Source organism: Agrobacterium genomosp. 13 str. CFBP 6927, assembly GCA_900012615.1.
Classification (GTDB): Bacteria; Pseudomonadota; Alphaproteobacteria; order Rhizobiales; family Rhizobiaceae; genus Agrobacterium.
In genome coordinates this window covers 998,958-1,022,001 of record LT009756.1, presented here as the reverse complement: position 1 = coordinate 1,022,001, position 23,044 = coordinate 998,958, and the positions used below count along the sequence as shown (strand labels likewise).

At 60.1% G+C, this 23,044-nt stretch carries 22 protein-coding genes; 20 read left to right on the top strand and 2 right to left on the bottom strand.

Annotated elements, in window-relative coordinates; genetic code table 11:
- The first annotated feature begins 63 nt into the window (after positions 1–63).
- From alr to rarD, 14 genes are all read left to right on the top strand, one after another.
- Positions 64–1,239, top strand: coding sequence for an alanine racemase (gene alr / locus AGR13A_RS05125; protein WP_080834035.1), 1,176 nt, complete (start codon positions 64–66; stop codon positions 1,237–1,239).
- 65 nt (positions 1,240–1,304) lie between these two features.
- The gene (locus AGR13A_RS05120; RefSeq protein ID WP_003520710.1) at positions 1,305–1,559 is read left to right on the top strand and encodes a type II toxin-antitoxin system ParD family antitoxin; all 255 of its coding nucleotides are present in this window, start codon (positions 1,305–1,307) and stop codon (positions 1,557–1,559) included.
- Positions 1,556–1,867, top strand: coding sequence for a type II toxin-antitoxin system RelE/ParE family toxin (locus tag AGR13A_RS05115; RefSeq protein WP_080834033.1), 312 nt, complete (start codon positions 1,556–1,558; stop codon positions 1,865–1,867). The genes AGR13A_RS05120 and AGR13A_RS05115 overlap by 4 nt, the downstream gene beginning before the upstream one ends.
- A 6-nt stretch (positions 1,868–1,873) precedes the next feature.
- The gene (radA, locus tag AGR13A_RS05110; protein ID WP_035217985.1) at positions 1,874–3,280 is read left to right on the top strand and encodes a DNA repair protein RadA; all 1,407 of its coding nucleotides are present in this window, start codon (positions 1,874–1,876) and stop codon (positions 3,278–3,280) included.
- An 89-nt stretch (positions 3,281–3,369) separates the two neighbouring features.
- The gene (locus tag AGR13A_RS05105; RefSeq protein ID WP_003520707.1) at positions 3,370–3,957 is read left to right on the top strand and encodes a CvpA family protein; all 588 of its coding nucleotides are present in this window, start codon (positions 3,370–3,372) and stop codon (positions 3,955–3,957) included.
- A 139-nt stretch (positions 3,958–4,096) separates the two neighbouring features.
- Positions 4,097–5,605 (top strand): amidophosphoribosyltransferase, encoded by a 1,509-nt coding sequence (gene purF, locus AGR13A_RS05100; RefSeq protein ID WP_080834031.1) that lies wholly within the window; start codon positions 4,097–4,099, stop codon positions 5,603–5,605.
- 145 nt (positions 5,606–5,750) lie between these two features.
- Positions 5,751–6,491: an SDR family NAD(P)-dependent oxidoreductase gene (locus tag AGR13A_RS05095; RefSeq protein ID WP_080834029.1), complete on the top strand. Its 741-nt coding sequence runs from the start codon at positions 5,751–5,753 to the stop codon at positions 6,489–6,491.
- 217 nt (positions 6,492–6,708) lie between these two features.
- Positions 6,709–8,094, top strand: coding sequence for a cysteine--tRNA ligase (cysS, locus tag AGR13A_RS05090; RefSeq protein ID WP_080834027.1), 1,386 nt, complete (start codon positions 6,709–6,711; stop codon positions 8,092–8,094).
- A 257-nt stretch (positions 8,095–8,351) separates the two neighbouring features.
- A complete protein-coding gene (locus tag AGR13A_RS05085) occupies positions 8,352–8,720 on the top strand; it encodes an endonuclease domain-containing protein (protein ID WP_078054102.1) in 369 nt (122 codons plus the stop codon).
- Positions 8,717–9,190 carry a GFA family protein gene (locus AGR13A_RS05080; RefSeq protein ID WP_003520697.1) on the top strand — a complete coding sequence of 158 codons (474 nt, stop codon included), beginning with the start codon at positions 8,717–8,719 and terminating at the stop codon, positions 9,188–9,190. The genes AGR13A_RS05085 and AGR13A_RS05080 overlap by 4 nt, the downstream gene beginning before the upstream one ends.
- Positions 9,190–9,654 (top strand): GFA family protein, encoded by a 465-nt coding sequence (locus AGR13A_RS05075; protein WP_080834026.1) that lies wholly within the window; start codon positions 9,190–9,192, stop codon positions 9,652–9,654. The genes AGR13A_RS05080 and AGR13A_RS05075 overlap by 1 nt, the downstream gene beginning before the upstream one ends.
- Complete coding sequence (locus AGR13A_RS05070; RefSeq protein WP_080834024.1) at positions 9,651–10,136, top strand: GFA family protein; 486 nt, start codon at positions 9,651–9,653, stop codon at positions 10,134–10,136. Before AGR13A_RS05075 ends, AGR13A_RS05070 begins: the two co-directional genes overlap by 4 nt.
- Complete coding sequence (gene pip, locus AGR13A_RS05065) at positions 10,133–11,089, top strand: prolyl aminopeptidase (RefSeq protein WP_080834022.1); 957 nt, start codon at positions 10,133–10,135, stop codon at positions 11,087–11,089. Before AGR13A_RS05070 ends, pip begins: the two co-directional genes overlap by 4 nt.
- A 217-nt stretch (positions 11,090–11,306) precedes the next feature.
- Entirely contained in the window at positions 11,307–12,215 is a 909-nt protein-coding gene (gene rarD, locus AGR13A_RS05060; protein WP_035217999.1) for an EamA family transporter RarD, read from the top strand.
- Positions 12,216–12,278: 63 nt separating this feature from the next.
- Here the strand turns inward: rarD and AGR13A_RS05055 are convergent, their stop codons facing one another.
- Both AGR13A_RS05055 and AGR13A_RS05050 read right to left on the bottom strand, forming a co-directional pair.
- Entirely contained in the window at positions 12,279–14,039 is a 1,761-nt protein-coding gene (locus tag AGR13A_RS05055) for a peptidoglycan D,D-transpeptidase FtsI family protein (protein ID WP_080834020.1), read from the bottom strand.
- A 242-nt stretch (positions 14,040–14,281) separates the two neighbouring features.
- The gene (locus AGR13A_RS05050) at positions 14,282–14,902 is read right to left on the bottom strand and encodes a TIGR00730 family Rossman fold protein (RefSeq protein ID WP_065115288.1); all 621 of its coding nucleotides are present in this window, start codon (positions 14,900–14,902) and stop codon (positions 14,282–14,284) included.
- A gap of 156 nt (positions 14,903–15,058) precedes the next feature.
- Here AGR13A_RS05050 and AGR13A_RS05045 point away from each other — a divergent pair, with 156 nt between their 5' ends.
- From AGR13A_RS05045 to AGR13A_RS05025, 6 genes are all read left to right on the top strand, one after another.
- A complete protein-coding gene (locus AGR13A_RS05045) occupies positions 15,059–17,062 on the top strand; it encodes a LysM peptidoglycan-binding domain-containing protein (RefSeq protein WP_080834019.1) in 2,004 nt (667 codons plus the stop codon).
- A gap of 94 nt (positions 17,063–17,156) precedes the next feature.
- Entirely contained in the window at positions 17,157–19,058 is a 1,902-nt protein-coding gene (locus AGR13A_RS05040; protein WP_080834017.1) for an ABCB family ABC transporter ATP-binding protein/permease, read from the top strand.
- Positions 19,059–19,223: 165 nt separating this feature from the next.
- Positions 19,224–19,922, top strand: a complete 699-nt coding sequence (locus AGR13A_RS05035; RefSeq protein WP_003496881.1) for a phosphatidylserine decarboxylase — start codon at positions 19,224–19,226, stop codon at positions 19,920–19,922.
- 29 nt (positions 19,923–19,951) lie between these two features.
- Positions 19,952–20,821, top strand: a complete 870-nt coding sequence (gene pssA / locus AGR13A_RS05030; protein WP_080836559.1) for a CDP-diacylglycerol--serine O-phosphatidyltransferase — start codon at positions 19,952–19,954, stop codon at positions 20,819–20,821.
- Positions 20,822–20,993: 172 nt separating this feature from the next.
- Positions 20,994–21,125, top strand: coding sequence for a hypothetical protein (locus tag AGR13A_RS25095; protein ID WP_003496883.1), 132 nt, complete (start codon positions 20,994–20,996; stop codon positions 21,123–21,125).
- Positions 21,126–21,528: 403 nt separating this feature from the next.
- Positions 21,529–22,821, top strand: a complete 1,293-nt coding sequence (locus tag AGR13A_RS05025) for a GGDEF domain-containing response regulator (RefSeq protein WP_080834015.1) — start codon at positions 21,529–21,531, stop codon at positions 22,819–22,821.
- Positions 22,822–23,044: the final 223 nt, after the last annotated feature.

Genomic DNA, 23,044 nt, shown 5'->3' with positions numbered 1-23,044 from the left:
TCATTACCGTCTTGAACAAAAGTGCTAGGGTCTGGCCGGTTCCAAATCAACCGGACGCATGGCATGACAGACGACTTCGAAGATACATTTGCTGAGAACGAAACCGACGCTTTTGAACACGCGCCACTGAGGCTGACCGTTGATCTCGGCGCGCTCGCCGATAATTGGCGGGACATGAAGAAGCGGTCCGGCGAGGCGCGGACGGCTGCTGTCGTCAAGGCCGATGCCTATGGTCTCGGTATCGAGGATTGCGGGGCGACGCTTTACCATGCCGGCGCGCGCGATTTCTTCGTGGCGACGGTGGCCGAGGGGGCGACGCTGCGTTCCTATGCCCCCGAAGCGCGCATTTTCGTGCTGTCAGGCATATGGCAGGGTCAGGAACGTCAGGTCTTCGACAATGATCTGGTGCCGGTTCTGGCCTCGGAGGAGCAGCTTTCTTTCTGGATGGCGACGGTTGCCGAGCGCGGCGACCACCCCTGCGCGCTGCATGTCGATACCGGTTTCAACCGCCTCGGACTGCCGCTCGAGGACGCGCTGTTTCTGGCCGACGACGTGACGCGGCCGGCGAGTTTCGACCCGGTTCTGGTGCTGTCGCACCTCGCCTGCGCCGACACGCCCTCCTCGCCAATGAACAGGGTTCAACTCGAATCATTTCGAAAGGTTAGCGCCGCTTTCGAAGGAATCGAATCAAGCCTGTCGGCTTCTGCCGGCATCTTTCTGGGACATGACTATCATTTCGATCTCACCCGCCCCGGCATCGCGCTTTATGGTGGCGAAGCGGTCAATGACGTGGTCAATCCGATGCGGCCTGTCGCCAAGGCCGAAGCGAGGATCATCCAAATTCGTGAGGCGGGCGAAGGCCAGACCGTGAGTTATGGCGGCACTTTCCTGCTGAAGCGCGCAAGCCGCCTTGCCATCGCTTCCGTGGGTTATGCCGATGGATACCAGCGTTCGCTTTCCGGCTCAGGCATTCCGCTGCGCGAAATGGGCCATGGCGGTGCCTATGGCGTCGCCAACGGCCACAGGGTGCCGGTCGCCGGCCGTGTGACCATGGACCTCACCATTTTCGACGTGACGGACATTCCGGCCAACGCCATCCGTGCCGGCGACTATATCGAGCTTTTCGGTCCCAATGTGCCGGTCGATGAGACCGCGCGGGCGGCCGGCACCATCGGTTACGAGATGCTGACGGGGCTTGGCCTGCGTTACGAGCGGCAATATCTGATGGCCGACGACTGAGCCGCGCCTTTAGCCCTTGGAAAGCGGCGGCGACCTGTGCTAGAAGAGAACAAAAGGAGATCGAAATGCCCGAAATCCATTTGAGCGAGCAGGACGAGAAGTTCATCGAGGAGCAGGTGGCGGCGGGCATCTACAGCGATGCGGACGCAGTTATTCATGCGAGCCTGCAATTGCTGAGCAGTGACGAGGGACGACTCGCGGAGCTCCGGAAGATGATTCACGAAGCTGACGCAGAGTTCGAACGGGGTGATTACGTGACCTTTTCGACGGATGATGATCTGACCGCCTACATCATCGAACGCGCCAGAAACGAAAAGTGACGAAGGCCCGCATCTATTCCCTGTCATCGCGTGCCATTCGTGATCTTATCGATCTCTATAAATTTCTGGAGGACAAAAATCCGGTCGCGGGCGAACAACTAGTATCGGCCATAGAGCGGAAAATCCGGGATACAGCCCGGCTGGGTCTGACCGGAGTTTCCCGTGACTGGATCAGCAGCGGTCTTCGTGCCGTAAATCACAAAAATCGCTGCATCTATTTTCGTGTAAAAGAAAACGAATTGCGCATATTGCGCATCGTCCACGGCCATCAACACATTGGCGCTGAAGACGTAGAAGAAGAAAACTGACATAACATGGCCAAAGCCAAGACCCAATTCGTGTGCCAGAACTGCGGCACGGTTCACACCCGCTGGGCGGGAAAATGCGAAGGCTGCGGCGAGTGGAATACCATCGTCGAGGAAGACCCGATGGGCGGCATCGGCTCCGGGCCGGGCAAGGTGCCGAAGAAGGGTCGGCCTGTCACCCTCACCTCGCTTTCAGGTGAAATCGAGGAGGCGCCGCGTATCCCGACCGGTATCAGCGAACTCGACCGGGCGACCGGCGGCGGTTTCGTGCGCGGTTCGGCGGTTTTGATCGGCGGCGATCCCGGCATCGGCAAATCGACGCTCCTCATGCAGGCCGCAGCGGCTCTTTCGCGGCGCGGGCATCGCATCATCTATGTCTCTGGTGAAGAGGCGGTGGCGCAGGTGCGTCTGCGCGCGCAGCGTCTCGGGGCTGCGGAAACCGATGTGCTGCTGGCGGCGGAAACCAATGTCGAGGATATTCTCGCCACGATTTCCGAAGGCAAGCGGCCCGATCTCGTCATCATCGATTCCATCCAGACGCTGTGGAGCGATACGGCCGATTCCGCCCCCGGCACGGTGACGCAGGTGCGTACCGGCGTGCAGGCGATGATCCGTTTCGCCAAGCAGACCGGCGCGACCATGGTGCTCGTCGGCCATGTCACCAAGGAAGGCCAGATCGCCGGCCCTCGCGTGGTCGAGCACATGGTCGATGCCGTGCTTTATTTCGAAGGCGACCGCGGACATCATCATCGCATCCTGCGCACCGTCAAGAATCGCTTCGGGCCGACCGATGAAATCGGTGTGTTCGAAATGTCGGATCGCGGCCTTCGGGAAGTCTCCAACCCCTCCGAACTGTTTCTCGGCGAGCGCAACGAAAAGTCGCCGGGTGCTGCGGTTTTTGCCGGCATCGAGGGCACGCGACCCGTGCTTGTCGAAGTGCAGGCGCTGGTCGCTGCCACGTCGCTGGGTACGCCGCGTCGCGCCGTGGTCGGCTGGGACAGTTCCCGCCTCGCGATGATTCTGGCCGTGCTGGAGGCTCATTGCGGCGTGAAGCTCGGCCAGCATGACGTTTATTTGAATGTCGCCGGCGGCTACCGTATTTCCGAACCGGCCGCCGATATGGCGATTGCCTCGGCGCTGGTTTCCTCGCTTGCCGGTCTTGCCCTTCCCGCCGATTGTGTTTATTTCGGCGAAATCAGCCTGTCGGGTGCGGTTCGGCCGGTCTCGCATACGGGCCAGCGATTGAAAGAAGCTGAAAAACTTGGCTTTTCCGCCGCACTTCTGCCTTCTGCTTCGGCTGAATTGCCGAAAGGCGGCAAGGGGCGCTGGACGGAAATCGAAAGCCTTCCGGACCTCGTGGCCCGCATCGCCGGCTCCGGCAACCGGTTCAAACAGGTTGAGGACGACGAATATTGATCCTTTCGCCAAGGGAAACAGTGGTGTAAGAGGATCGCAAAATTGGCAAGGCAGCGTCTGACAAGGCGTCGCACCTCCGGAGTTGGTATATGCCCATTACAATTTTCGACGGCATCGTCATCGCCGTTGTTCTTTTCTCCGCCCTTCTTGCAATGGTGCGCGGTTTTTCACGCGAGATTCTGTCGATTGCAAGCTGGGGCGGCTCGGTCGCCGCTGCCTATTATCTTTATCCGGTCCTGCTGCCCTATGCGCGCAACTATACCGATGACGACAAGATCGCCATTGCCGGTTCGGCGGGCGTGGTCTTCCTCGTCTCGCTGATCGTGATTTCCTTCATCACCTCGCGCATTGCCGATTTCATCATCGACAGCCGCATCGGTGCGCTGGATCGCACGCTCGGTTTCCTGTTCGGCGCGGCGCGCGGCATTCTGCTGCTTGTCGTCGCGGTCGCCTTCTGGAACTGGCTGGTGGATGTGAAGACGCAGCCGGAATGGGTGACACAGGCGAAGTCCAAGCCCTTCCTCGACGGGCTGGTGGGCAAGCTGGAGGCGGTTCTGCCTGACGATATCGAACCGCAGATCCGCGCCCGCATCCTCGGGAAACCACAGGAACCGACAGCCACGCAGGCGCCTGCGGAAGATGTGCCGGCAACAAATCCGCCGGCAACGAATAATTGACACAGTGTCGCGCCTTGCAATGCATGCAAGGCGCGCTATTTGTGCTAAATATCAAGCACGACACAGACGGACCGACCGGGGGAAATACTCACCGGAGAGGTCTTTCTTTTTTTCTCGGTAGAGAGCAAGGGCAAGCCGGATGATTGAGCCGCTTTCGCATTCCCCGTTCCCTGGGGCCACTTTCAAGGAAGAGATCGACGGCGACACGCTGCATGAAGAATGCGGCGTGTTCGGCATTCTCGGCCATGCCGATGCCTCGGCGCTGACTGCCCTTGGCCTGCATGCGCTCCAGCATCGCGGCCAGGAAGCGGCGGGCATCGTCTCCTTCGATGGCAAGCGCTTCCATCAGGAACGCCACATGGGCCTTGTCGGCGATCATTATACCGATCCGGTAACCCTTGCCCGCCTGCCCGGCTCCATCGCCATTGGCCACACCCGTTATTCCACGACCGGCGAAGTGGCGATGCGCAACGTGCAGCCGCTGTTTGCCGAACTGGAAGAAGGCGGCATTTCCATTGCCCATAACGGCAATTTCACCAACGGCCTGACGCTTCGCCGCCAGATCATCGCCACCGGCGCCATCTGTCAATCTACCTCCGATACCGAAGTCGTCCTTCACCTCATCGCCCGCTCACGCCACTCCTCCACCGCCGATCGCTTCATCGACGCCATCAGGCAGATGGAAGGCGGTTATTCGATGCTGGCAATGACGCGCACCAAGCTGATCGCCGCGCGTGACCCGATCGGCATCCGCCCGCTGGTCATGGGCGAGCTTGATGGCAAGCCGATCTTCTGCTCGGAAACCTGCGCTCTCGATATCATCGGCGCGAAGTTCGTTCGCGACGTGGAGAACGGCGAAGTCATCATCTGCGAAATCCAGCCTGATGGTTCGATCACCATCGATGCGCGCAAGCCCTCGAAGCCGCAGCCGGAGCGTCTCTGCCTGTTCGAATATGTCTATTTCGCCCGTCCCGATTCCGTCGTCGGCGGCCGCAACGTCTATACGACGCGCAAGAACATGGGCATGAATCTTGCCAAGGAAGCGCCGCTGGAAGCCGATGTAGTGGTTCCGGTTCCCGATGGCGGCACGCCGGCAGCACTCGGTTTTGCGCAGGAAAGCGGCATTCCCTTCGAATACGGCATCATCCGCAACCATTATGTCGGCCGCACCTTCATCGAGCCGACGCAGCAGATCCGTGCTTTTGGCGTCAAGCTCAAGCATTCCGCCAACCGGGCGATGATCGAAGGCAAGCGTGTGGTGCTGGTGGATGATTCCATCGTGCGCGGCACGACCTCGGTGAAGATCGTGCAGATGATCCGCGAGGCCGGCGCCAAGGAAGTGCATATCCGCGTCGCCAGCCCGATGATCTTCCATCCGGATTTCTACGGCATCGACACGCCGGACGCAGACAAGCTGCTCGCCAACCAATATGCCGATGTCGAGGCGATGGCGAAGTTCATCGGCGCCGATTCGCTGGCCTTCCTGTCCATCGACGGGCTTTACCGCGCCGTTGGCGGGGAAAACCGCAATCCGGCCCGTCCGCAGTTCACGGACCATTATTTCACTGGTGATTATCCGACCCGCCTTCTCGACCAGAATGGCGAGGCGATGGGCAGCAAGATTTCCATGCTGGCCAGCAACGGCTGATACGCCTCACACAAAGCGGCCATCCGGCTTCCGGTGGCCGCTTTTTTCTTGCCTTTTGTTCAGGCCCTCGCCTGCGACGATATAATCGCTTGTGAAAGGCCCGTGGCGCTTCGTAGAAGGAAGCGCAATCATTTTCGGGGGGACCATGACTATCGATCTCAAGGGCCGCATCGCTCTCGTTACCGGCGCTTCGCGCGGCATCGGCTATTTCACGGCGCTGGAACTCGCCAAGGCCGGCGCGCATGTCATCGCCTGCGCCCGCACGGTGGGCAGCCTTGAGGAGCTGGACGACGCCATCAAGGCCGTCGGCGGCACGGCGACGCTCGTTCCCTTCGATCTTTCCGACATGAAAGCCATCGATGCGCTGGGCGCGAATATCTTCGAGCGCTGGGGCAAGCTCGATATTCTCGTCGCCAATGCCGGCGTTCTCGGCGTGATCTCGCCGGTCGGCCATATCGAGGCGAAAGTCTTCGAAAGGGTCATGAACATCAATGTCACCGCCACCTGGCGGCTGATCCGCTCGGTCGAGCCGCTGCTGTTGAAATCCGATGCCGGCCGCGCGCTCATCCTGTCCTCGGGCGCCGCCCACAGCTGTCGCCCCTTCTGGGGTGTCTATTCCACCTCCAAGGCGGCAGTCGAAGCGCTGGCCCGCACCTGGGCGGCGGAAACGCAGAAGAGCGCCCTTCGTGTCAACAGCATCAATCCCGGTGCGACACGCACGGCGATGCGTGCGCAGGCGATGCCCGGCGAAGACCCGGCCACCGTGCCGCATCCATCAGAGGTGGCCGCGGCCATTCTTCCGCTCGCCTCGCCCGATCTGACCGAAACCGGCAAACTCTTCCTCGTGCGCGAGGGAAAATTCGTGGACTACCGCCAGCCGGAGTGAATATTTTCCGCTCGGAGCGGCGATTTGGTCACCACGGTTGCTCTTGACCGGGCCGCACCGCCACGCCATAAAGCAAGATATGAGAACGATGATCTGCACCTGCTGCTGAGATTTTTTTTGCTGGTTCGCCACCGGCCAGATCGTTTTCGTCTCCCGCAAGGTCAAGAAAGATAAACGTTCCGGCCAGGATAATATTCTGCCTTTAGGGAACTGCCGCATGTCCTTGCGCCTGAAATTTCACAATACACTCACACGCGAAAAAGCGGAATTTGCACCGATCGACGCTGACAATGTGCGCATGTATGTCTGCGGCCCGACGGTTTATGATTTTGCCCATATCGGCAATGCGCGCCCGGTCATCGTGTTCGATGTTCTCTACCGGGTGCTGCGCCACGTCTTTGGCGAAGACCATGTGACCTATGCCCGCAACATCACCGACCTGGACGACAAGATCAATGCGCGGGCGCTGCGCGACTATCCGCATCTGCCGTTGAACGACGCCATTCATGCGGTGACGAAAAAGACCGCCGACCAGTTCCATGAGGATGTGGCCACGCTCGGCTGCCTTCCGCCGACCGTCGAACCGCGCGCCACCGACTACATCGCGGAAATGATCGACCTCATCGAGAAGCTGATCGCCCGCGGCCATGCCTATACGGCTGGCGGCGAAGTGCTGTTCGATACCCGCTCGATGGCCGACTACGGCCAGCTTTCCAAGCGGCCGCTGGACGAACAACAGGCCGGCGCACGCGTGGCGGTGGAAGCCCACAAGAAGACCCCCGGCGATTTCGTGCTGTGGAAACTGTCCTCGGATAATGAACCGGGCTGGGAAAGCCCGTGGGGCCGCGGCCGTCCGGGCTGGCACATCGAATGCTCGGCCATGGCCGGTCGCTACCTCGGCGAGGTCTTCGATATTCACGGCGGCGGGCTCGACCTTATCTTCCCGCACCATGAGAACGAAATCGCGCAATCGCGCTGCGCCAATGGCACGCATGTCATGGCCAATGTGTGGATGCACAACGGCTTCGTGCAGGTGGAAGGCCACAAGATGTCGAAGTCCGAGGGCAACTTCGTGACGATCTATGAATTGCTGCACACGGAGAAATTCGGCGGCCGGAAATGGCCGGGCGAGGTTCTGCGCCTTGCCATGCTGATGACGCATTATCGCGAGCCGATCGATTTTTCGGTGAAGCGTCTGGAAGAGGCCGAACGCCTGCTCGCCAAGTGGCCAGCAGCGGAAGCCTCCGATGCTGCACCGGACGACACCGTGCTCGAAGCGCTTGCCGACGATCTCAATACCGTTGCCGCCGTGCAGGCGCTGCATGCGCTGGCGCACGCCGCCAATCTGGACCCATCCAGGCTGCCCGCCTTTGCGGCGAGTGCTGCCCTGCTGGGTGTCCTGCCGAAGAAAGCGGAAATGGACGAGGCCATCGTTTCGGCCGTCGATGCGCTGGTGCAGCTGCGTCTGGAAATGTTGAAGGCGAAGAACTTTGCGGAAGCGGATCGTTTGCGTGATGAGCTTTCCGAGAAGGGCATTCAGCTGAAGGATGGCAAGGACAAGGAGACCGGGGAGCGGACGACGACGTGGGAGTTGAAGCGGTAATTTACTGCTGCGGCTTGCGGCTTACCCCCCTCTGCCCTGCCGGGCATCTCCCCCACAGGTGGGGAGATCAATCGCGGTGACCGCTCGCCCAACTCTGACGCTGCGGATGGAGCGGGGAGTGTGCTTCTAGCCTATCTCCCCACCTGTGGGGGAGATGCCCGGAAGGGCAGAGGGGGGCCGACGGTCACCACAATCCGCTTGCGGTTTTGAGTTACCTCAACCAATCTAAGTTGAGGCACTAAACAGCGAGCCAAATCATGCCGCATGCAGACGTCGATCCGATGCATCGCCAATATGCGAAGCAGATGCGTAAAGTCATGACGGATGCCGAGCTGAAGCTCTGGAATGCCATTCGCGCTCATCGCCTTGAACGACTAAGTTTTCGCAGACAAATGCCGATTGCCGGCTTTATCGTTGATTTCGCCTGCTCGGATCATCGTCTGATTGTTGAGGTAGACGGTTCTCAACACACATCTGAAGCGGCACTGCGCTACGATCAGGCAAGAACTGCGCGGCTTCAGGAAGACGGCTGGACAGTCCTCCGTTTCTGGAACGAGGATATCCTCAGAGACATCGACAATGTCTGTCTCCACATTATCCGAACGGTGAAGGAGGACCGACCATGACGACATATACCGGCGGATGCCAGTGCGGCGCGATCCGTTTTCGCGCCTCCGGTGAACTGAAAGACAGTTCCATCTGCCATTGCCGCATGTGCCAGAAGGCTTTCGGGGCCTATTACGCGCCGCTGGTTTCGGTGCGCGGCGTGGAGTTTGAATGGACCCGGGGAGAGCCGAAACGTTTCCAGTCCTCCAGCGTCGTCAAGCGCGGTTTCTGCCCTGAATGCGGCACGCCGCTGACCTATGAAGCGCCCGATGGCGTGGCAGTGGCGGCCGGGGCCTTTGACGATCCCGCCGCGCTGCCGCCGACCATTCAGTGGGGCGTGGAGCGCAAGATCGATTTCGTCGACACGCTTCACACGCTGCCTGCCGTCGCCACCGAGGACGACCTGACGCAGGTGGATTACCTCGCCGATCTCGTGTCCTACCAGCATCCCGACCACGACACTGAAAACTGGCCACCGGAGAACAGATGATGAGCGAAGCGGGATTTTCCGGCGGTTGCCAGTGCGGCGCGGTGCGTTTCCATGCGGGCAAGCTCGGCCGGGCCTCCATCTGCCATTGCCGCATGTGCCAGAAACATTTCGGCAATTTCTTCGGCGCGCTGGTCAGCGCCGATCAGGCGCATCTGACCTGGACACGCGGCCAGCCTGCCCTTTTCCGCTCCTCGGGAAAAATCCATCGCGGTTTCTGCAACAAATGCGGCACGCCGCTGACCTATCATTATCCCGGCGGCGTGGAAATCGCCATCGGCGCTTTCGATGAGCCGGAGCGGATCGAGCCGCAGGTGCAGGTCAATTTCCACAGGCGCATGCCGTGGATCGAGCAGCTGTTCGGCAAACCGGCCGTGGAACAGGGCGTGGACGAGGCGGAGATCACCTCCTATCAGCACCCGGATCACGACACGCAGGTCTGGCCGCCGGAAGACGAGCGCGCATGAGCGGAGCCGAGGGTTTCAGCGGTGGATGTCAGTGCGGCGCGGTGCGTTATCGGATAGGAGGCGGTCTTCGTTATCCGCATCTGTGCCATTGCCGCATGTGCCAGAAGGCATCGGGCAATTATTTCATGCCGCTTGCCGCAAGTACGCTTACGCAGTTTGAAATGACCCGCGGCGAAGCGGCGTGGTTCCAGTCCTCCGATCACGTGCGCCGCGGTTTCTGCGGCCGGTGCGGCACGCCCCTGTTCTACGACATGCCGGGCGCCGATTTCATCAATATCACCCTCGGCTCGCTGGACGAGCCGCAGCGGGTAAGGCCCGAGGCGCAATCCAATCTCGCCGGCAAGATGCACTGGTTCGGCGCACTCGATGGCTTGCCGGTCGAGCCGGAACCTGCAACGGATAACCGTCCCCCTCGGGTGAACAACCTGCAGCACCCGGACCATGATACGGCCGAATGGCCAGCGAAGGATGATGACCCATGACCGAAGAATTGCGCGGCTTTTACCCCGAGATAGAACCGTTCGAGACCGGCATGCTCGACGTCGGCGACGGCCACACGATCTATTGGGAAAGGGTTGGCACGCGCGGTGGAAAACCGGCGGTATTCCTGCATGGCGGTCCGGGCGGCGGGGTGAACCCCACGCATCGCCGCGTTTTTGATCCGGCCCTTTACGACGTCATCCTGTTCGATCAGCGCGGCTGCGGTCGCTCCACGCCGCATGCGGAGCTTGAAGCCAACACCACATGGCATCTCGTTGCCGATATCGAAAGGCTGCGCGAACTCTGCGGCTTCGAAAAATGGCTGGTTTTCGGCGGCTCCTGGGGCTCGACGCTGGCGCTCGCCTATGCCGAGACCCATCCCGACCGCGTCAGCGAACTGGTTTTGCGCGGCATTTACACCGTCACCAGGCCGGAGCTGGACTGGTATTACCAGTTCGGCGTTTCCGAAATGTATCCCGACCGCTGGGAAAACTTCATCGCGCCCATCCCGGAAGCCGAGCGTGGCGAGATGATGCAGGCCTATAACCGCTATCTCACCGGCGCTGATGAGGCAAAGAAGCTGGAATGCGCCAAGGCATGGAGCCAGTGGGAAGGCGCGACCATCGCGCTCGTGACAGATCCTGACCGTGTCGAGGATTTCGGCGAGGACAAATATGCCATCGCTTTCGCCCGCATCGAGAACCATTTCTTCGTGAATGGCGGCTGGCTGGAAGAGGGGCAATTGCTGCGCGATGCCGGCAAGCTCAGCGATATTCCGGGCGTCATCGTCCATGGACGCTACGACATGCCCTGCCCGCTGAAATATGCCTGGCAGCTGGCCAAGGCCTGGCCAAAGGCCGATTTCCATATCGTCGAGGCCGCCGGACATGCCATGAGCGAACCCGGCATTCTTGACCAGCTGATCCGCGCAAACGACCGGTTCGCAGGAAAATAATCAGTTTTTTCAGATACTTGAAACGACCGGATGAGACAATGATTCACGCGGGTTTTCGGGCGTGGATCATCCCTCCGGTCGTGAAAATCGCCTGTTTCGAGAGCAATACGCCTTTTATTCATGCAGTTTTTCTCATGAACCCTTCACGGAAATGAATTGGCTCCCGCCACGCCGATCCGCTATGAAAGGACAATCCGAACAATTTGGCGGTACTCCCATGGCACTCGACAAAACGCTCCCGGCCCAAGAGGGCGGCGACAGCGCGCGCGGTTTTGCTTTCGCGCTTTCCGCATATCTGCTGTGGGGGTTTCTTCCCCTCTACATGAAAGCGGTCGCGCATATTTCGCCGATCGAGGTCATCGTTCACCGCGTCATTTGGTCGGTACCGATCGCGGCGGCGGTGCTGATTGCACTCGGGCGGACAACGGAAATCAGGGCGGCGCTGAAGAACCCGAAAATGCTTGCGATGGCGAGCCTGACGGCCGCCCTTATCAGCATTAACTGGGGCGTCTATATCTGGTCTATCGGCGCCGGTCGCGCGCTTGATGCCGCCCTTGGTTATTTCATCAATCCGCTGTTCAGCATCTTCCTCGGCGCAGTGCTTCTGAAGGAAAAACTCTATCCGGCGCAGATCGCCGCCATCGTTCTGGTGGCGCTTGCGGTCGCGATCCTCACCTGGCATGCGGGCAGCCTGCCATGGGTTTCCATTGTGTTGACCGTCTCCTGGGGTTTTTACGCCTTCTTCCGCAAGACATTGCCGATTGGTGCGACACAGGGCTTTCTGCTGGAAGTCATGCTGCTGTCCATCCCGGCCGTCCTGGTCATGGCATGGCTGGGCTTCAGTGGACAGGCGCATTTCATGGCGGGCAATGCGACGGACACCTGGCTTCTGGTCGCCAGCGGCCTCATCACCGCCGTTCCGCTCATTCTTTACGGCAATGGCGCGAAACTCCTGCGGCTCTCGACCATTGGCATCATGCAATATATCGCACCGACGATGATCTTCCTGATCGCCATTTTCATCTTCAAGGAGCCTTTCGACATGGTGCGGATGGCGGCCTTTGCGATGATCTGGCTGGCGCTGGCGATCTATACCGGTTCGAGCCTGATGCGGCTCAAGCGGTAAAACAGGCGTCGTCGATCTCCGTCCTCATTCCTGTGCCTGTCTCGGGAATGAGGAAATCTGCGCTCAATAATCCATCAGCAGCTGCGGGTTCGCTTCATAACCGAAACGCGGCTTGACGCCGAGAAGTGCCGCCGTCTGGGTGACGATTTCGCGGATCATGGGTGCTGCCGTCGAGGCTGCCGTACGGCCGCCGTTTTCGCCCGTCTTCGGCGCATCGATCATCGACAGGACCACATATCTCGGCTTGTGCATCGGAAAGGCGGCAACGAAGCTGTTGAAGTTGATGTCCTTGGCATAACGGCCGTTGATAACCTTGTCGGCGGTGCCGGTCTTGCCGCCCACGTGAAATCCCTCGACCTGCGCACGCCTGCCCGAGCCCTTGATGCCGTTCCAGTTGAAAAGATAACGCATGTCGGCGCTAGTCTTGCCATTGATGACGGCACGGGAAATCACGGCGGCCTCCTCCCTGGAGCGCGACAGGAAGGTCGGCGAAATCAGGTTTCCGCCATTGATGAGCGCTGCGGCGGCAACCGCCGTCTGCAACGGGGTGGTGGCGATGCCGTGCCCGAAGGAAATAGTGACGGAATTGATCTTCTTCCATGTCCGCGGCTGGGTGGGCATGGCGACGCCGGGCATCTCCGTTTCCATGCGCGACAGAAGCCCGAGTTTCGTCAGAAACTGCTGATGGCTTTCGACGCCAACCATGTCGGCAACCGCCGCCGTGCCGATATTGGAGGAGTATTGAAATACTTCCGGGATTGAAAGCGGGCGGTTCCTGCCCCAGAAATCCTTGATGGTGAAGCCGCCAATGCGGATCGGCCGCGTTGCGTCAACCACCGAATTCAACGTGATCGCGCCTGCATCCAGCCCCATGGCCAGCGTGAAGCTCTTGAAGGTGGAGCCCATCTCGAAGGTGGCGTTGCTCATCCGGTTGAACCAGCCTTTTTCATACTCCCTGTCGATGCTGCCATCGGCAAGGGTACGGGACGGTTCGTTCGGATCGTAATCGGGCACCGAGGCCATGGCCAGCACTTCGCCCGTTTCCACATCCACAATCACCGCACCGGCCGCTTCCGCCTGATAGTCGTTTTTCGCCTTCACGACGATCTCACGGACGATATTCTGCACCCGCAGATCGATCGACAGTCTTACCGGCTCCAGCGCCACGCCGCTTGCAAGACCGGTTGCGCGCAAATCGGCCAGACCCTGCTGGTCGAGATAACGCTCCATGCCGGCAAGGCCCTGATTATCGACATTGACGTGGCCGATGATATGCGAGGCCGTGGGGCCGCCGGGATAAAAACGCCGCTTTTCCGGCCTGAAGCCGATGCCCGGTATGCCAAGGTTCAAGATATCCGCCTGCTGTCGCGGCGTGAGCTGGCGTCGCAGCCATTGGAAGCCGCTGTCCATACGCAATCTGCGATGTGTCTCGCGCCAGTCGAGATTGGGAATGACGGTTGCGAGCTTTTCGACGACTTCATCGGCGTCCACGACCCTGCGCGGATCCGCATAAAGCGATACCATGTTGAGATCGGTCGCCAGCAACCGGCCATTGCGGTCCACAATATCGGGGCGGGATGCGACTGCGGTCGCGCCGCTATTGATCCAGGCGGTCGTGACAGGTTCGGCAAAACCATATTGAACAAGGCGCGCGGCAACCACACCATAAAGGACCGCGAAGACCGCGATGAGCAACCCGAGCCGCATTTTCGCATCGACCCTGCGGCGGGCGGCGGAGCCGAGGATGGCCTCCCTGCTCCGCAGTGGACTTCTTTGAATAATGAAATGCGCCCGGCTTTTTAGCCGCACCACAAAAGCAATCATTTCCGATAACACCCACGCTCTTGGCGGCGAAACAAATTTCGCGGTCAACCAACGCCTTGTTGACGCTGGCACAGGATCGGTCACGGGGCCATGAAAAGAGCGGGCGGGGCAATGCCGCAGTTAAAACTGTATTAATATACACTTAAAATTATAACGAACCGCTTGGCGGCTCGTTAACGCTCTTTTGCTGAGTGATGGAGATCGTTACCCCGAAACCGCTGCCCACGCTGGGGCCGCATGGATTACAGGCGGGATATGACCGAAGGATCGCCTTCAGGGTTCTGCTGCGCCAGCGCCCGGTCGATGATGGCGGGCACGATGTCCTTCACCTCGTCGATGACGAGCGGGTTCAGAAGATGGGCGCGGTGAATGAAGCCCTGGTCGCGCATGTGCTGCACCAGTTCCAGCATCGGGTTCCAGAAGCCGTTGATATTGGCGAAGACCATCGGCTTGGCGTGGCGGCCGAGCTGCGCCCAGGTCATGATCTCGACGATCTCCTCCAGCGTGCCGACGCCGCCCGGCAGCGTCACGAAGGCATCCGAGCGCTCGAACATCATATGTTTGCGCTCATGCATGTCCTTGGTGACGACAAGCTCGTTCAATTGTCCGAGAGAATGGCGCGTCGCCTCCATATCGACCAGAAACTCCGGTATGATGCCGGTTACTTCGCCGCCATTGGAAAGAACGCCGCTGGCAACCGCACCCATGATGCCCTTGGTGCCGCCGCCATAAACGAGGCGAATGCCGTTTTCGGCAATGGATTTCCCAAGCGCGCGGCCGGCCTCCATGTGAGCCGGATCACGTCCGGGCTGGGAACCGCAATAAACGCAGATGGATCGAATCGCTGTATTTTTGTCCGTCATGAGGGGAAGGAACAATGCAGGATGCGGCGCGTCAAGAAAATTTGGGAAATCCCTTGCAAATGTGGCCTTTTGCCCACACGCCGCTTGTCTGGGGCAAGGTAAGACGCTAGCAATCTCAACTTGTGTGAAACGCTTGAAATACCCGGAGATTCCAGGATGAAAAACAATAAAGCCGGTTTGCTGGCGCTGATCGTGTTGGGGATTGCGTCCCTGCTCATGATCTTTTTCGTCCTGCCGAGGATTTCCAATGACGGCAAACCGATCGGCGATGCCATCAACGAGGCGGGCAATGCCGTGAAGAACAGCGTCGAAATGGGCAGCGACAAGGCCGGAGACATTCTGTCCGACGCCGCCCAGGAGACCGCCAATATTGCCGACAAGGTCGGGCGTCTCGCCGCTTCCGCGACCCAGTCGATCAAGGATCTGACTACACTTTTCGCCGATAGCAAGGTTCCTTCCGACGCCGATTTCGCGACAGCGCGCAAGAAGGTCGAGGCATCGCTCAAAGAACTGACCAACATCGAAATTCCTGAAACGCTGGATGAAACCACGTCGCGGCTGATCACCACGGCCCGTTCGGCGGCCGAACGCACCACGGCGTTCCTGCGAGGCCTGCCCGACAGTGCGGCGGCGGCGGCAGCACAGGTGCGTCGCCTGGCAGGCGTTTTTGCCGGCACCGATGATGGCGCAGCCCAGCCGGCGCAGCCCGCAGCGGCCCCCGCTCCCGGCGATGCCGCCCAGGCCACGCCCGGCGCGCCGACTTTCGACGTCTTGCGCGTCGAGCCGGATGGCTCGGCCGTTGTCGCGGGCAAGGCACAGCCCGGCGCGAAGCTCGAAATTCTCAGCAACGGCAAGGTGATCGCGCAGACGACGATCGACGGCACCGGTGATTTCGCCGCCGTTTTCGACAATCCCCTGCCCCCCGGCGATCATGAGCTGGTGCTGCGCTCGACCGACGCGAGCGGCAAGGCGACGCAATCGGAAGAAGTCGCAACCGTTTCCGTGCCCGAGAACAAGGCGGGCGAACTTCTGGCCATGGTTTCCAAGCCCGGCAAGGCAAGCCGCGTGCTGGCAATGCCGGAGGCCGCACCTCCAGCCCTTCAGCCCCAGCAAGCCGCGCAATCGCAGCAGCCTGCGGCAACCTCCGAAACAGGCGCCAGCAACACGCCCGCCCCTGCCGCCGGCGCCACGGCTCCGGCCGCTGCGCCGCTGACATCGACCGTTCAGGTCAGCGCCGTTGAATTCGAGGGATCGAAGATTTTCGTTGCCGGCTCCGCGCCTGCTGCCTCTACGGTGCGCGCGCTGGTCGACGACAAGGAAATCGGCAAGACCACGGCGGAAGCCTCCGGCCATTTCGTCATCGAGGGCAATGTCGATCTGACTGTTGGCAGCCATATCATCACCGTCGAAGAGCTGAATGCCGACGGCACGGTGAAGGTGCGCGTGCGCGTTCCCTTCGAGCGTCCGCAGACCGATCAGGCGACCGTCGCCATGCAGGCACCTTCCGCCGCCACGGCGACCGCTGCACCCGTTGAGAACCAGAGCACGGCAAGCGACCGCGCTGCCTTCGAAAAGCTGCGCACCGATGTTGCGAAGGCTTTCGGCATTCTCTCAAATCTCTATAAGGATCAAGCCACGCCTGCACTCGACCAGGCAATTGCCGGCCGCTCCGCCGTGGTGATCGGCCTGAAGTCGCTCTCCGAGTTCCGTACTGCCGCAGCCACCGAACCGGCCTTCACCGCCTTTGCGGGCGACATCGCGGCCAAGGCCCGTCAGTTGCTGACATCGGTCGAGGCATGGCCGAACGACGTGGCGGCAATCGGCAAGGGCATCGCTTCGCTCGCAAGCCGCCTTGCCGAACTCCACATTACGGCGCCGCCCGCTCCCGCGCCGCAGGCACCTGCCGGTCCGCAGACCTTCGAACAGGCGCCGCTGGCCGAAAGCCAGAACAGCGTCATCATCCGCCGCGGCGATACGCTGTGGCAGATTTCCCGCCGCGTTTATGGACAGGGCGTGCGTTACACCACGATCTATCTCGCCAATGAGGACCAGATCAAAAACCCCGACCTGATCGAGCCCGGCCAGATTTTCGGCGTGCCGAAAGAGGCTCTGCCGAATGCTGAGGAACTTCACCGCAAGCGGCTGAAGGGCGGCTCCTGAGTATTTGAATCGTTGCGGTGAACCCGCGACGATCCTATCTGTGACACGCGCGGCGGCTTGACCAAAGCCGCCGTCCTGCTGTCGGCTTCCGGCAGTGACCGGAGAGAATGATGGCCACGAAGAAAAAACCATTTCGGCGGATTCCAGCAACCCGACCCAGACGCTGATCAATCTCTGGCCCTATATGTGGCCGGAGGGCCGCTGGGACCTGAAGATGCGGGTGGTGTGGGCGACGATATTCCTTGTTGTCGCCAAGCTGGTTCTGATTGCCGTTCCCTATTTCTTCAAATGGGCGACGGATGCCCTGAATGGCAAGCTCGACATGGCAGGACTGGTTCCGGCCTTCCTGCTCGGCGCGGTCGCGCTGGTCATTGCCTATAATCTGACGCGGCTGATCCAGGTCGGGCTCAACCAGCTGCGCGATTCGCTGTTTGCCAGCGTCGGCCAGCATGCGGTGCGCCAGCTCGCCTACAAGACCTTCGTGCACATGCACCGGCTTTCCCTGCGTTTCCATCTGGAACGCAAGACCGGCGGGCTTTCGCGTGTTATCGAGCGTGGCACCAAGGGCATCGAAACCATCGTCCGCTTCACCATTCTCAACACCGCCCCGACCTTCATCGAATTCCTGCTGACCGCCATCATCTTCTGGGCGTCCTACGGCTTTTCCTATGTGCTGGTCACGGTCATCACCGTCTGGGCCTATATCTGGTTCACCGTCCAGGCCAGCAACTGGCGCATCTCCATTCGCCGCGCCATGAACGACAGCGATACCGACGCCAATACCAAGGCGATCGACTCGCTCCTGAACTTCGAGACCGTCAAATATTTCGGCAATGAAGAGATGGAGGCGAAACGCTTCGATGTCGCCATGGAGCGTTACGAAAAATCGGCGATCTCGATCTGGACCTCGCTCGGCTGGCTGAACTTCGGCCAGGGCGTGATCTTCGGTATCGGCTCTACCGTCATGATGGTGATGTCGGCCCTTGCCGTGCAGCGCGGCGAGCAGACCATCGGCGATTTCGTCTTCGTCAATGCCCTTCTGCTGCAGCTTTCGGTGCCGCTGAACTTCATCGGTTTCGTCTACCGCGAAATCCGCCAGGGCCTGACCGACATCGAACAGATGTTCGAGCTTCTGGAGGTCGAGGCCGAGGTTACCGACAGGCCGGATGCAAAACCCCTCGCCAGCGGGCCCGGCGCGATCTCGTTCCGCGACGTGCATTTTGCCTACGATCCCGAGAGGCCGATTTTGAAGGGTGTTTCCTTCGATGTACCGGCAGGCAAGACGGTGGCAATCGTCGGGCCTTCGGGTGCGGGAAAATCGACGATCTCGCGGCTGCTTTACCGTTTCTACGATATTCAGGAAGGCGCGGTCACCATTGACGGGCAGGATATTCGCGACGTGACGCAAAAAAGCCTGCGCTCGGTAATCGGCATGGTTCCGCAGGATACGGTGCTGTTCAACGACACGCTCGCCTATAACATCCGTTATGGCCGCCCTTCGGCGACGAATGAGGACATCACGGCCGCAGCGGATGCAGCACAGATCAGCGCCTTCATCGGCAAGCTGCCGGAAGGTTACGCCACCATGGTCGGCGAACGGGGCCTGAAGCTGTCGGGCGGCGAAAAACAACGCGTGGCGATTGCAAGAACTATTCTGAAAGCGCCACCGATCCTCATCCTCGACGAGGCGACTTCAGCACTCGACACCCACACCGAACAGGAAATCCAGAGCGCGCTCGATATCGTCTCGAAAAACCGCACCACACTGGTCATCGCTCACCGCCTCTCCACCGTCATCCACTCGGACGAAATCATCGTTCTGAAGGAAGGGCTCATCGCCGAACGCGGAACACACGCCTCGCTGATGGCGCATAACGGCCTCTATGCCTCGATGTGGAGCCGCCAGCGCGAGGCGATCCGGGCGGAAGAGATGCTGCGCCATGTTCGCGAAACCGACGATCTGGGTGTGGTCGACCGCGGCGAACCCGCGCATTGACGGTCAGAAACCCCGGGGAACTTGGGGTGTTACGGCAACCGGCCATTGCCGGGCGGGACGTTTGGCTGTAACCAGCTAGGCAAAATTTGTCGTATTGCCGTGTGGATCGTGTCGTATCACGACCATATATGGACGCGACAGACGGCAACCGGAGCAAGGAATCTCATGAATCTGTTCGACACCATTCGCAACACCATCGTACCGATCCACAAGGAAGGTTATGTCTTCGTCGCCGCCTTCTTCGTCGCATCGCTGGTGCTCGGCTGGATTTCCGAACCGCTGTTCTGGGTCGGTCTCGTGCTGACGGCCTGGTGCGCCTATTTCTTCCGTGATCCCGAGCGTGTGACACCACAGGATGACGATCTGATCATCAGCCCCGCCGATGGCAAGGTCTCCGCCATCCAGACCGTCGTTCCGCCGCTGGAGCTGGAACTCGGCAAGGAGCCGATGGTTCGCGTTTCCGTGTTCATGAATGTTTTCAACTGCCACGTGAACCGCGCGCCGGTGCGCGGCCGCATCGTCAATGTCGCCTATCGTCCCGGCCTGTTCCTCAATGCGGAAGTGGACAAGGCCTCCGAAGACAATGAGCGCAACGGCCTCGTCATCGAGACCGCCCATGGCAAGGTCGGCGTCGTGCAGATCGCCGGCATGGTCGCGCGCCGCATCGTCTGCTGGGTCAAGCCAAATGAACCGGTTGATGCCGGCGAGCGTTTCGGTCTTATCCGTTTCGGCTCGCGTCTCGATATCTTCCTTCCCGAAGGTTTTCAGCCGCGCGTTTCGGTGGGCCAGACGGCGATTGCGGGTGAAACCGTGCTTGCCGAATTCGGCTCCGCCAAGGGTCCGGTCGTCAGCCGCCGCGGCTGACGGGAAACGGCAACAGGAAGGGCATGCGCATGGAAACGCCGATCTCGGAGCCACAACAGAACGGAAAACCTGAGGGCCGCAACGATAGCGGCCGTGGGCCGCGCCTGAGGGAAATTCCCTTTCGCCTCGTGGTTCCCAACCTCATCACCGTTCTGGCCATCTGTGCGGGCCTGAGCGGCGTTCGCCTCGCCATTGAAGGCCGCTTCGAGCTGGCCGTCGGCATGGTGCTGCTCGCCGCCTTCCTCGACGGCATTGACGGGCGTATCGCCCGCATGATGAAGGCGACTTCCAAATTCGGCGAACAGATGGATAGTCTGGCCGATATCGTCAATTTCGGTGTCGCCCCTGCCCTTGTGGTCTATGCCTACCTTCTCGACCAGGCGCGCTCGATCGGCTGGATCGCCGCCCTGATCTACGTCATCGCCGCCGGCCTGCGCCTGGCCCGCTTCAACGTCATGATAGAGCGGCCGGTCAAAGCCCCCTGGCAGAACGAGTTTTTCGTGGGCGTGCCGGCCCCGATGGGCGCCATGCTGGTGCTTCTGCCCGTCTATCTCGGTTTTCTCGGCGTGGAGCCGGGCAAGCCTTTCGCTTATATCGCTGCCGCCTATACCGTACTGATCGGTTATCTTCTCATCAGCCGCCTGCCGGTCTGGTCGGGTAAATCCGGCACCAGCCGCATCCGCCGCGATCTGGTGCTGCCGGTGATCCTCGTCGTCGTGCTTTATGTGGCGATGCTGATGAGCTTTACCTGGGAAGTGCTGGTTCTGACCGTTGCCGCCTATCTCGTTTTCATTCCCATCAGCGCCAGCCTCTGGCACCGCCGCTATGGAACGCTGACGATCGGGGAAGACGCGCATGATGACGCCAATGGCGGAAACGGCCTCGATCGCGGTATTTGAAACCGCAGGTATTATTTTTCCCGCACGAACCAGCACTTGATGTGACGCAAAATGTCGCAGCCCAAAAAGCCGGCTTCGGTTCGTTTCGCCTCGAATCCGTCAAGATTACCCTCGAAAGAGGTGGTTCACACGCATCGAAACGGCGATTGGCGTGAATTGTGGAGAAAGAGAAATGACGAACGAGACGAAGGCACAGCCGCAGGCGAAGCCCGACCTCAACAGCCACTACCGACCGCTCGGACTGAAGGCCGTTGCGGCCGCAGCCCTGATGCTGAAACGCAAGCCAGCCGCCAAAACTGCCTGAAAACATTCGCTTTTCTTAAAAGCTCACCGTCTTCGGCCGCTACTGGCCATGCGACGGGTCACAGTGAATTCAAAAACATCCCGATAAAGGCGCGGCGCTAATATTAGCGCCGTTTCCATTTATACGTCATCGATAAGAAACCGCATAAACCGGCTTGCTTGATAAAGTTCCCCAATCCGTAACGAAGCTGCAACGAAAACGAAGTAGACTATTCGACTTCCACGGGACGACTGTACGGATGGTCTCGTATCGATTACTGGGCATCAAAAAATTTTCTACTTTAGCGATTCTTCCTGCTACAGCGAATAAGGCCGATCTCCGATGCTGCTGATGCGCGGTATGGGACCAAGTCGGGTGTTGCGGGAAAAACCACGAAGACGGGCCATGGGGGGCTTCATAAGGCATGCAGGATAAAATCCTTCTGATTGAAGATTCCGTTGCTCTTTCCATGCTGCTGAAGTCGCGGCTTTCGGAAGAAACCGCAGCCGAGGTTGTCCATTGCGACAGCATGGCACAGGCCGATACCCTGCTGCGCGCCCATGATTTCACGCTGGCGCTGACGGGTCTTAATCTGCCCGATGCACCGAAGGGTGAAATTCTCGCACTTCTCTCCGACCACAAGGTGCCCGCCATCGTCTTCACCGCCACGGTGGATGAAGAGGCACGCAAGCGTTATGCCGAAAAGAAGATCATCGACTACATCGTCAAGGATGGCCATCGCACCGTTGATGCCGTCGTCAAAACGGTCGACCGGATTTTGACAAACAGGCTGTTTTCCGTGCTGGTGGTGGATGATGCGCGCACCGCGCGCTCCGGCCTCGTGGAAATTCTCGAGCGGCAGAATTTCAAGGTCAGCGAGGCTCATTCCGGCAAGCGGGCGCTGGAAATCCTGTCACAGGACCCGTCGATCCAGCTCGTCATCACCGATTATCATATGCCCGATATGGACGGCTATGAGCTGACGCGCCGTATCCGCGACAGCCGTTCCTCGGAAGATTTGCGGGTCATCGGCATATCCTCGTCCACGGACCGGCTGCTTTCGGCAAGCTTCCTGAAAGCCGGAGCATCGGATTTCGTCTACCGCCCCTTCGTGCCGGAAGAGCTGCAGTGCCGCATCGACAACAATATCGAAACGCTGAAACAGCTCAAACGGCTGCGCGAACTGGCGGAGCGGGACCACCTTACCGGCCTGCCGAACCGCCGCTCCTTCTTCGAGCGGACGCGGGCGCTGATGGATGTCATCAACGATAATGACGAGAACGGCGCGGTCGCCATTCTCGACATCGACCACTTCAAGAAGATCAATGACACGCTGGGACACGATGCCGGCGACAGGGCGCTGAAGAAGCTCGCCGAACTGCTGCATGACATGTGCCATGAACAGCGCCATATTCCCGCGCGCCTTGGCGGCGAGGAATTCGCCGTCTTCCTGCGCGGGCTGGATGCGCATGCAGCCTATCAATTTTGCGAGGATCTGCGCGGCGCCGTCGAGAGCAATGGCCGCCAGCTGAGCGGCAGCAGCATGGCATTGACGATTTCCCTCGGCGTCGTGGAAATCGAAAAGGGCGAACCCTTCGACAACCAGCTGAATGCCGCAGACCAACTACTCTATCTTGCCAAGGCAAATGGCCGCAACCGCGTCTATTCCGACATCATGATCCAGGAAGGGCTGCAGAAGATCGGGCGGAACGGGTAAGCCTTTCTGAACAAGATATTCTTCTGTGGGACCGAGCGCGCGCCACTTGTTTCTTCTCCCCGCCGGGGAGAAGGTCGCGGCAGCGGGATGAGGGGGCGAGCTCTCCGCATATCGCTGGCGTTGCCCCCTCATCCGACCCTTCGGGCCACTCGTATAACTTCGTATAATGTATCGCTATACGAAGTTATTACGAATCTCTATAAGGATCAAGCCACGCCTGACA

Excerpts from the sequence above, each read along its gene's own strand:
- alr (WP_080834035.1), top strand. The coding sequence starts at position 64 with ATGACAGACGACTTCGAAGATACATTTGCTGAGAACGAAACCGACGCT.
- AGR13A_RS05120 (WP_003520710.1), top strand. The coding sequence starts at position 1,305 with ATGCCCGAAATCCATTTGAGCGAGCAGGACGAGAAGTTCATCGAGGAG.
- radA (WP_035217985.1), top strand. The coding sequence starts at position 1,874 with ATGGCCAAAGCCAAGACCCAATTCGTGTGCCAGAACTGCGGCACGGTT.
- AGR13A_RS05105 (WP_003520707.1), top strand. The coding sequence starts at position 3,370 with ATGCCCATTACAATTTTCGACGGCATCGTCATCGCCGTTGTTCTTTTC.
- purF (WP_080834031.1), top strand. The coding sequence starts at position 4,097 with ATGATTGAGCCGCTTTCGCATTCCCCGTTCCCTGGGGCCACTTTCAAG.
- AGR13A_RS05095 (WP_080834029.1), top strand. The coding sequence starts at position 5,751 with ATGACTATCGATCTCAAGGGCCGCATCGCTCTCGTTACCGGCGCTTCG.
- cysS (WP_080834027.1), top strand. The coding sequence starts at position 6,709 with ATGTCCTTGCGCCTGAAATTTCACAATACACTCACACGCGAAAAAGCG.
- AGR13A_RS05085 (WP_078054102.1), top strand. The coding sequence starts at position 8,352 with ATGCCGCATGCAGACGTCGATCCGATGCATCGCCAATATGCGAAGCAG.
- AGR13A_RS05080 (WP_003520697.1), top strand. The coding sequence starts at position 8,717 with ATGACGACATATACCGGCGGATGCCAGTGCGGCGCGATCCGTTTTCGC.
- AGR13A_RS05075 (WP_080834026.1), top strand. The coding sequence starts at position 9,190 with ATGAGCGAAGCGGGATTTTCCGGCGGTTGCCAGTGCGGCGCGGTGCGT.
- AGR13A_RS05070 (WP_080834024.1), top strand. The coding sequence starts at position 9,651 with ATGAGCGGAGCCGAGGGTTTCAGCGGTGGATGTCAGTGCGGCGCGGTG.
- pip (WP_080834022.1), top strand. The coding sequence starts at position 10,133 with ATGACCGAAGAATTGCGCGGCTTTTACCCCGAGATAGAACCGTTCGAG.
- rarD (WP_035217999.1), top strand. The coding sequence starts at position 11,307 with ATGGCACTCGACAAAACGCTCCCGGCCCAAGAGGGCGGCGACAGCGCG.
- AGR13A_RS05055 (WP_080834020.1), bottom strand. The coding sequence starts at position 14,039 with ATGATTGCTTTTGTGGTGCGGCTAAAAAGCCGGGCGCATTTCATTATT.
- AGR13A_RS05050 (WP_065115288.1), bottom strand. The coding sequence starts at position 14,902 with ATGACGGACAAAAATACAGCGATTCGATCCATCTGCGTTTATTGCGGT.
- AGR13A_RS05045 (WP_080834019.1), top strand. The coding sequence starts at position 15,059 with ATGAAAAACAATAAAGCCGGTTTGCTGGCGCTGATCGTGTTGGGGATT.
- AGR13A_RS05035 (WP_003496881.1), top strand. The coding sequence starts at position 19,224 with ATGAATCTGTTCGACACCATTCGCAACACCATCGTACCGATCCACAAG.
- pssA (WP_080836559.1), top strand. The coding sequence starts at position 19,952 with ATGGAAACGCCGATCTCGGAGCCACAACAGAACGGAAAACCTGAGGGC.
- AGR13A_RS25095 (WP_003496883.1), top strand. The coding sequence starts at position 20,994 with ATGACGAACGAGACGAAGGCACAGCCGCAGGCGAAGCCCGACCTCAAC.
- AGR13A_RS05025 (WP_080834015.1), top strand. The coding sequence starts at position 21,529 with ATGCAGGATAAAATCCTTCTGATTGAAGATTCCGTTGCTCTTTCCATG.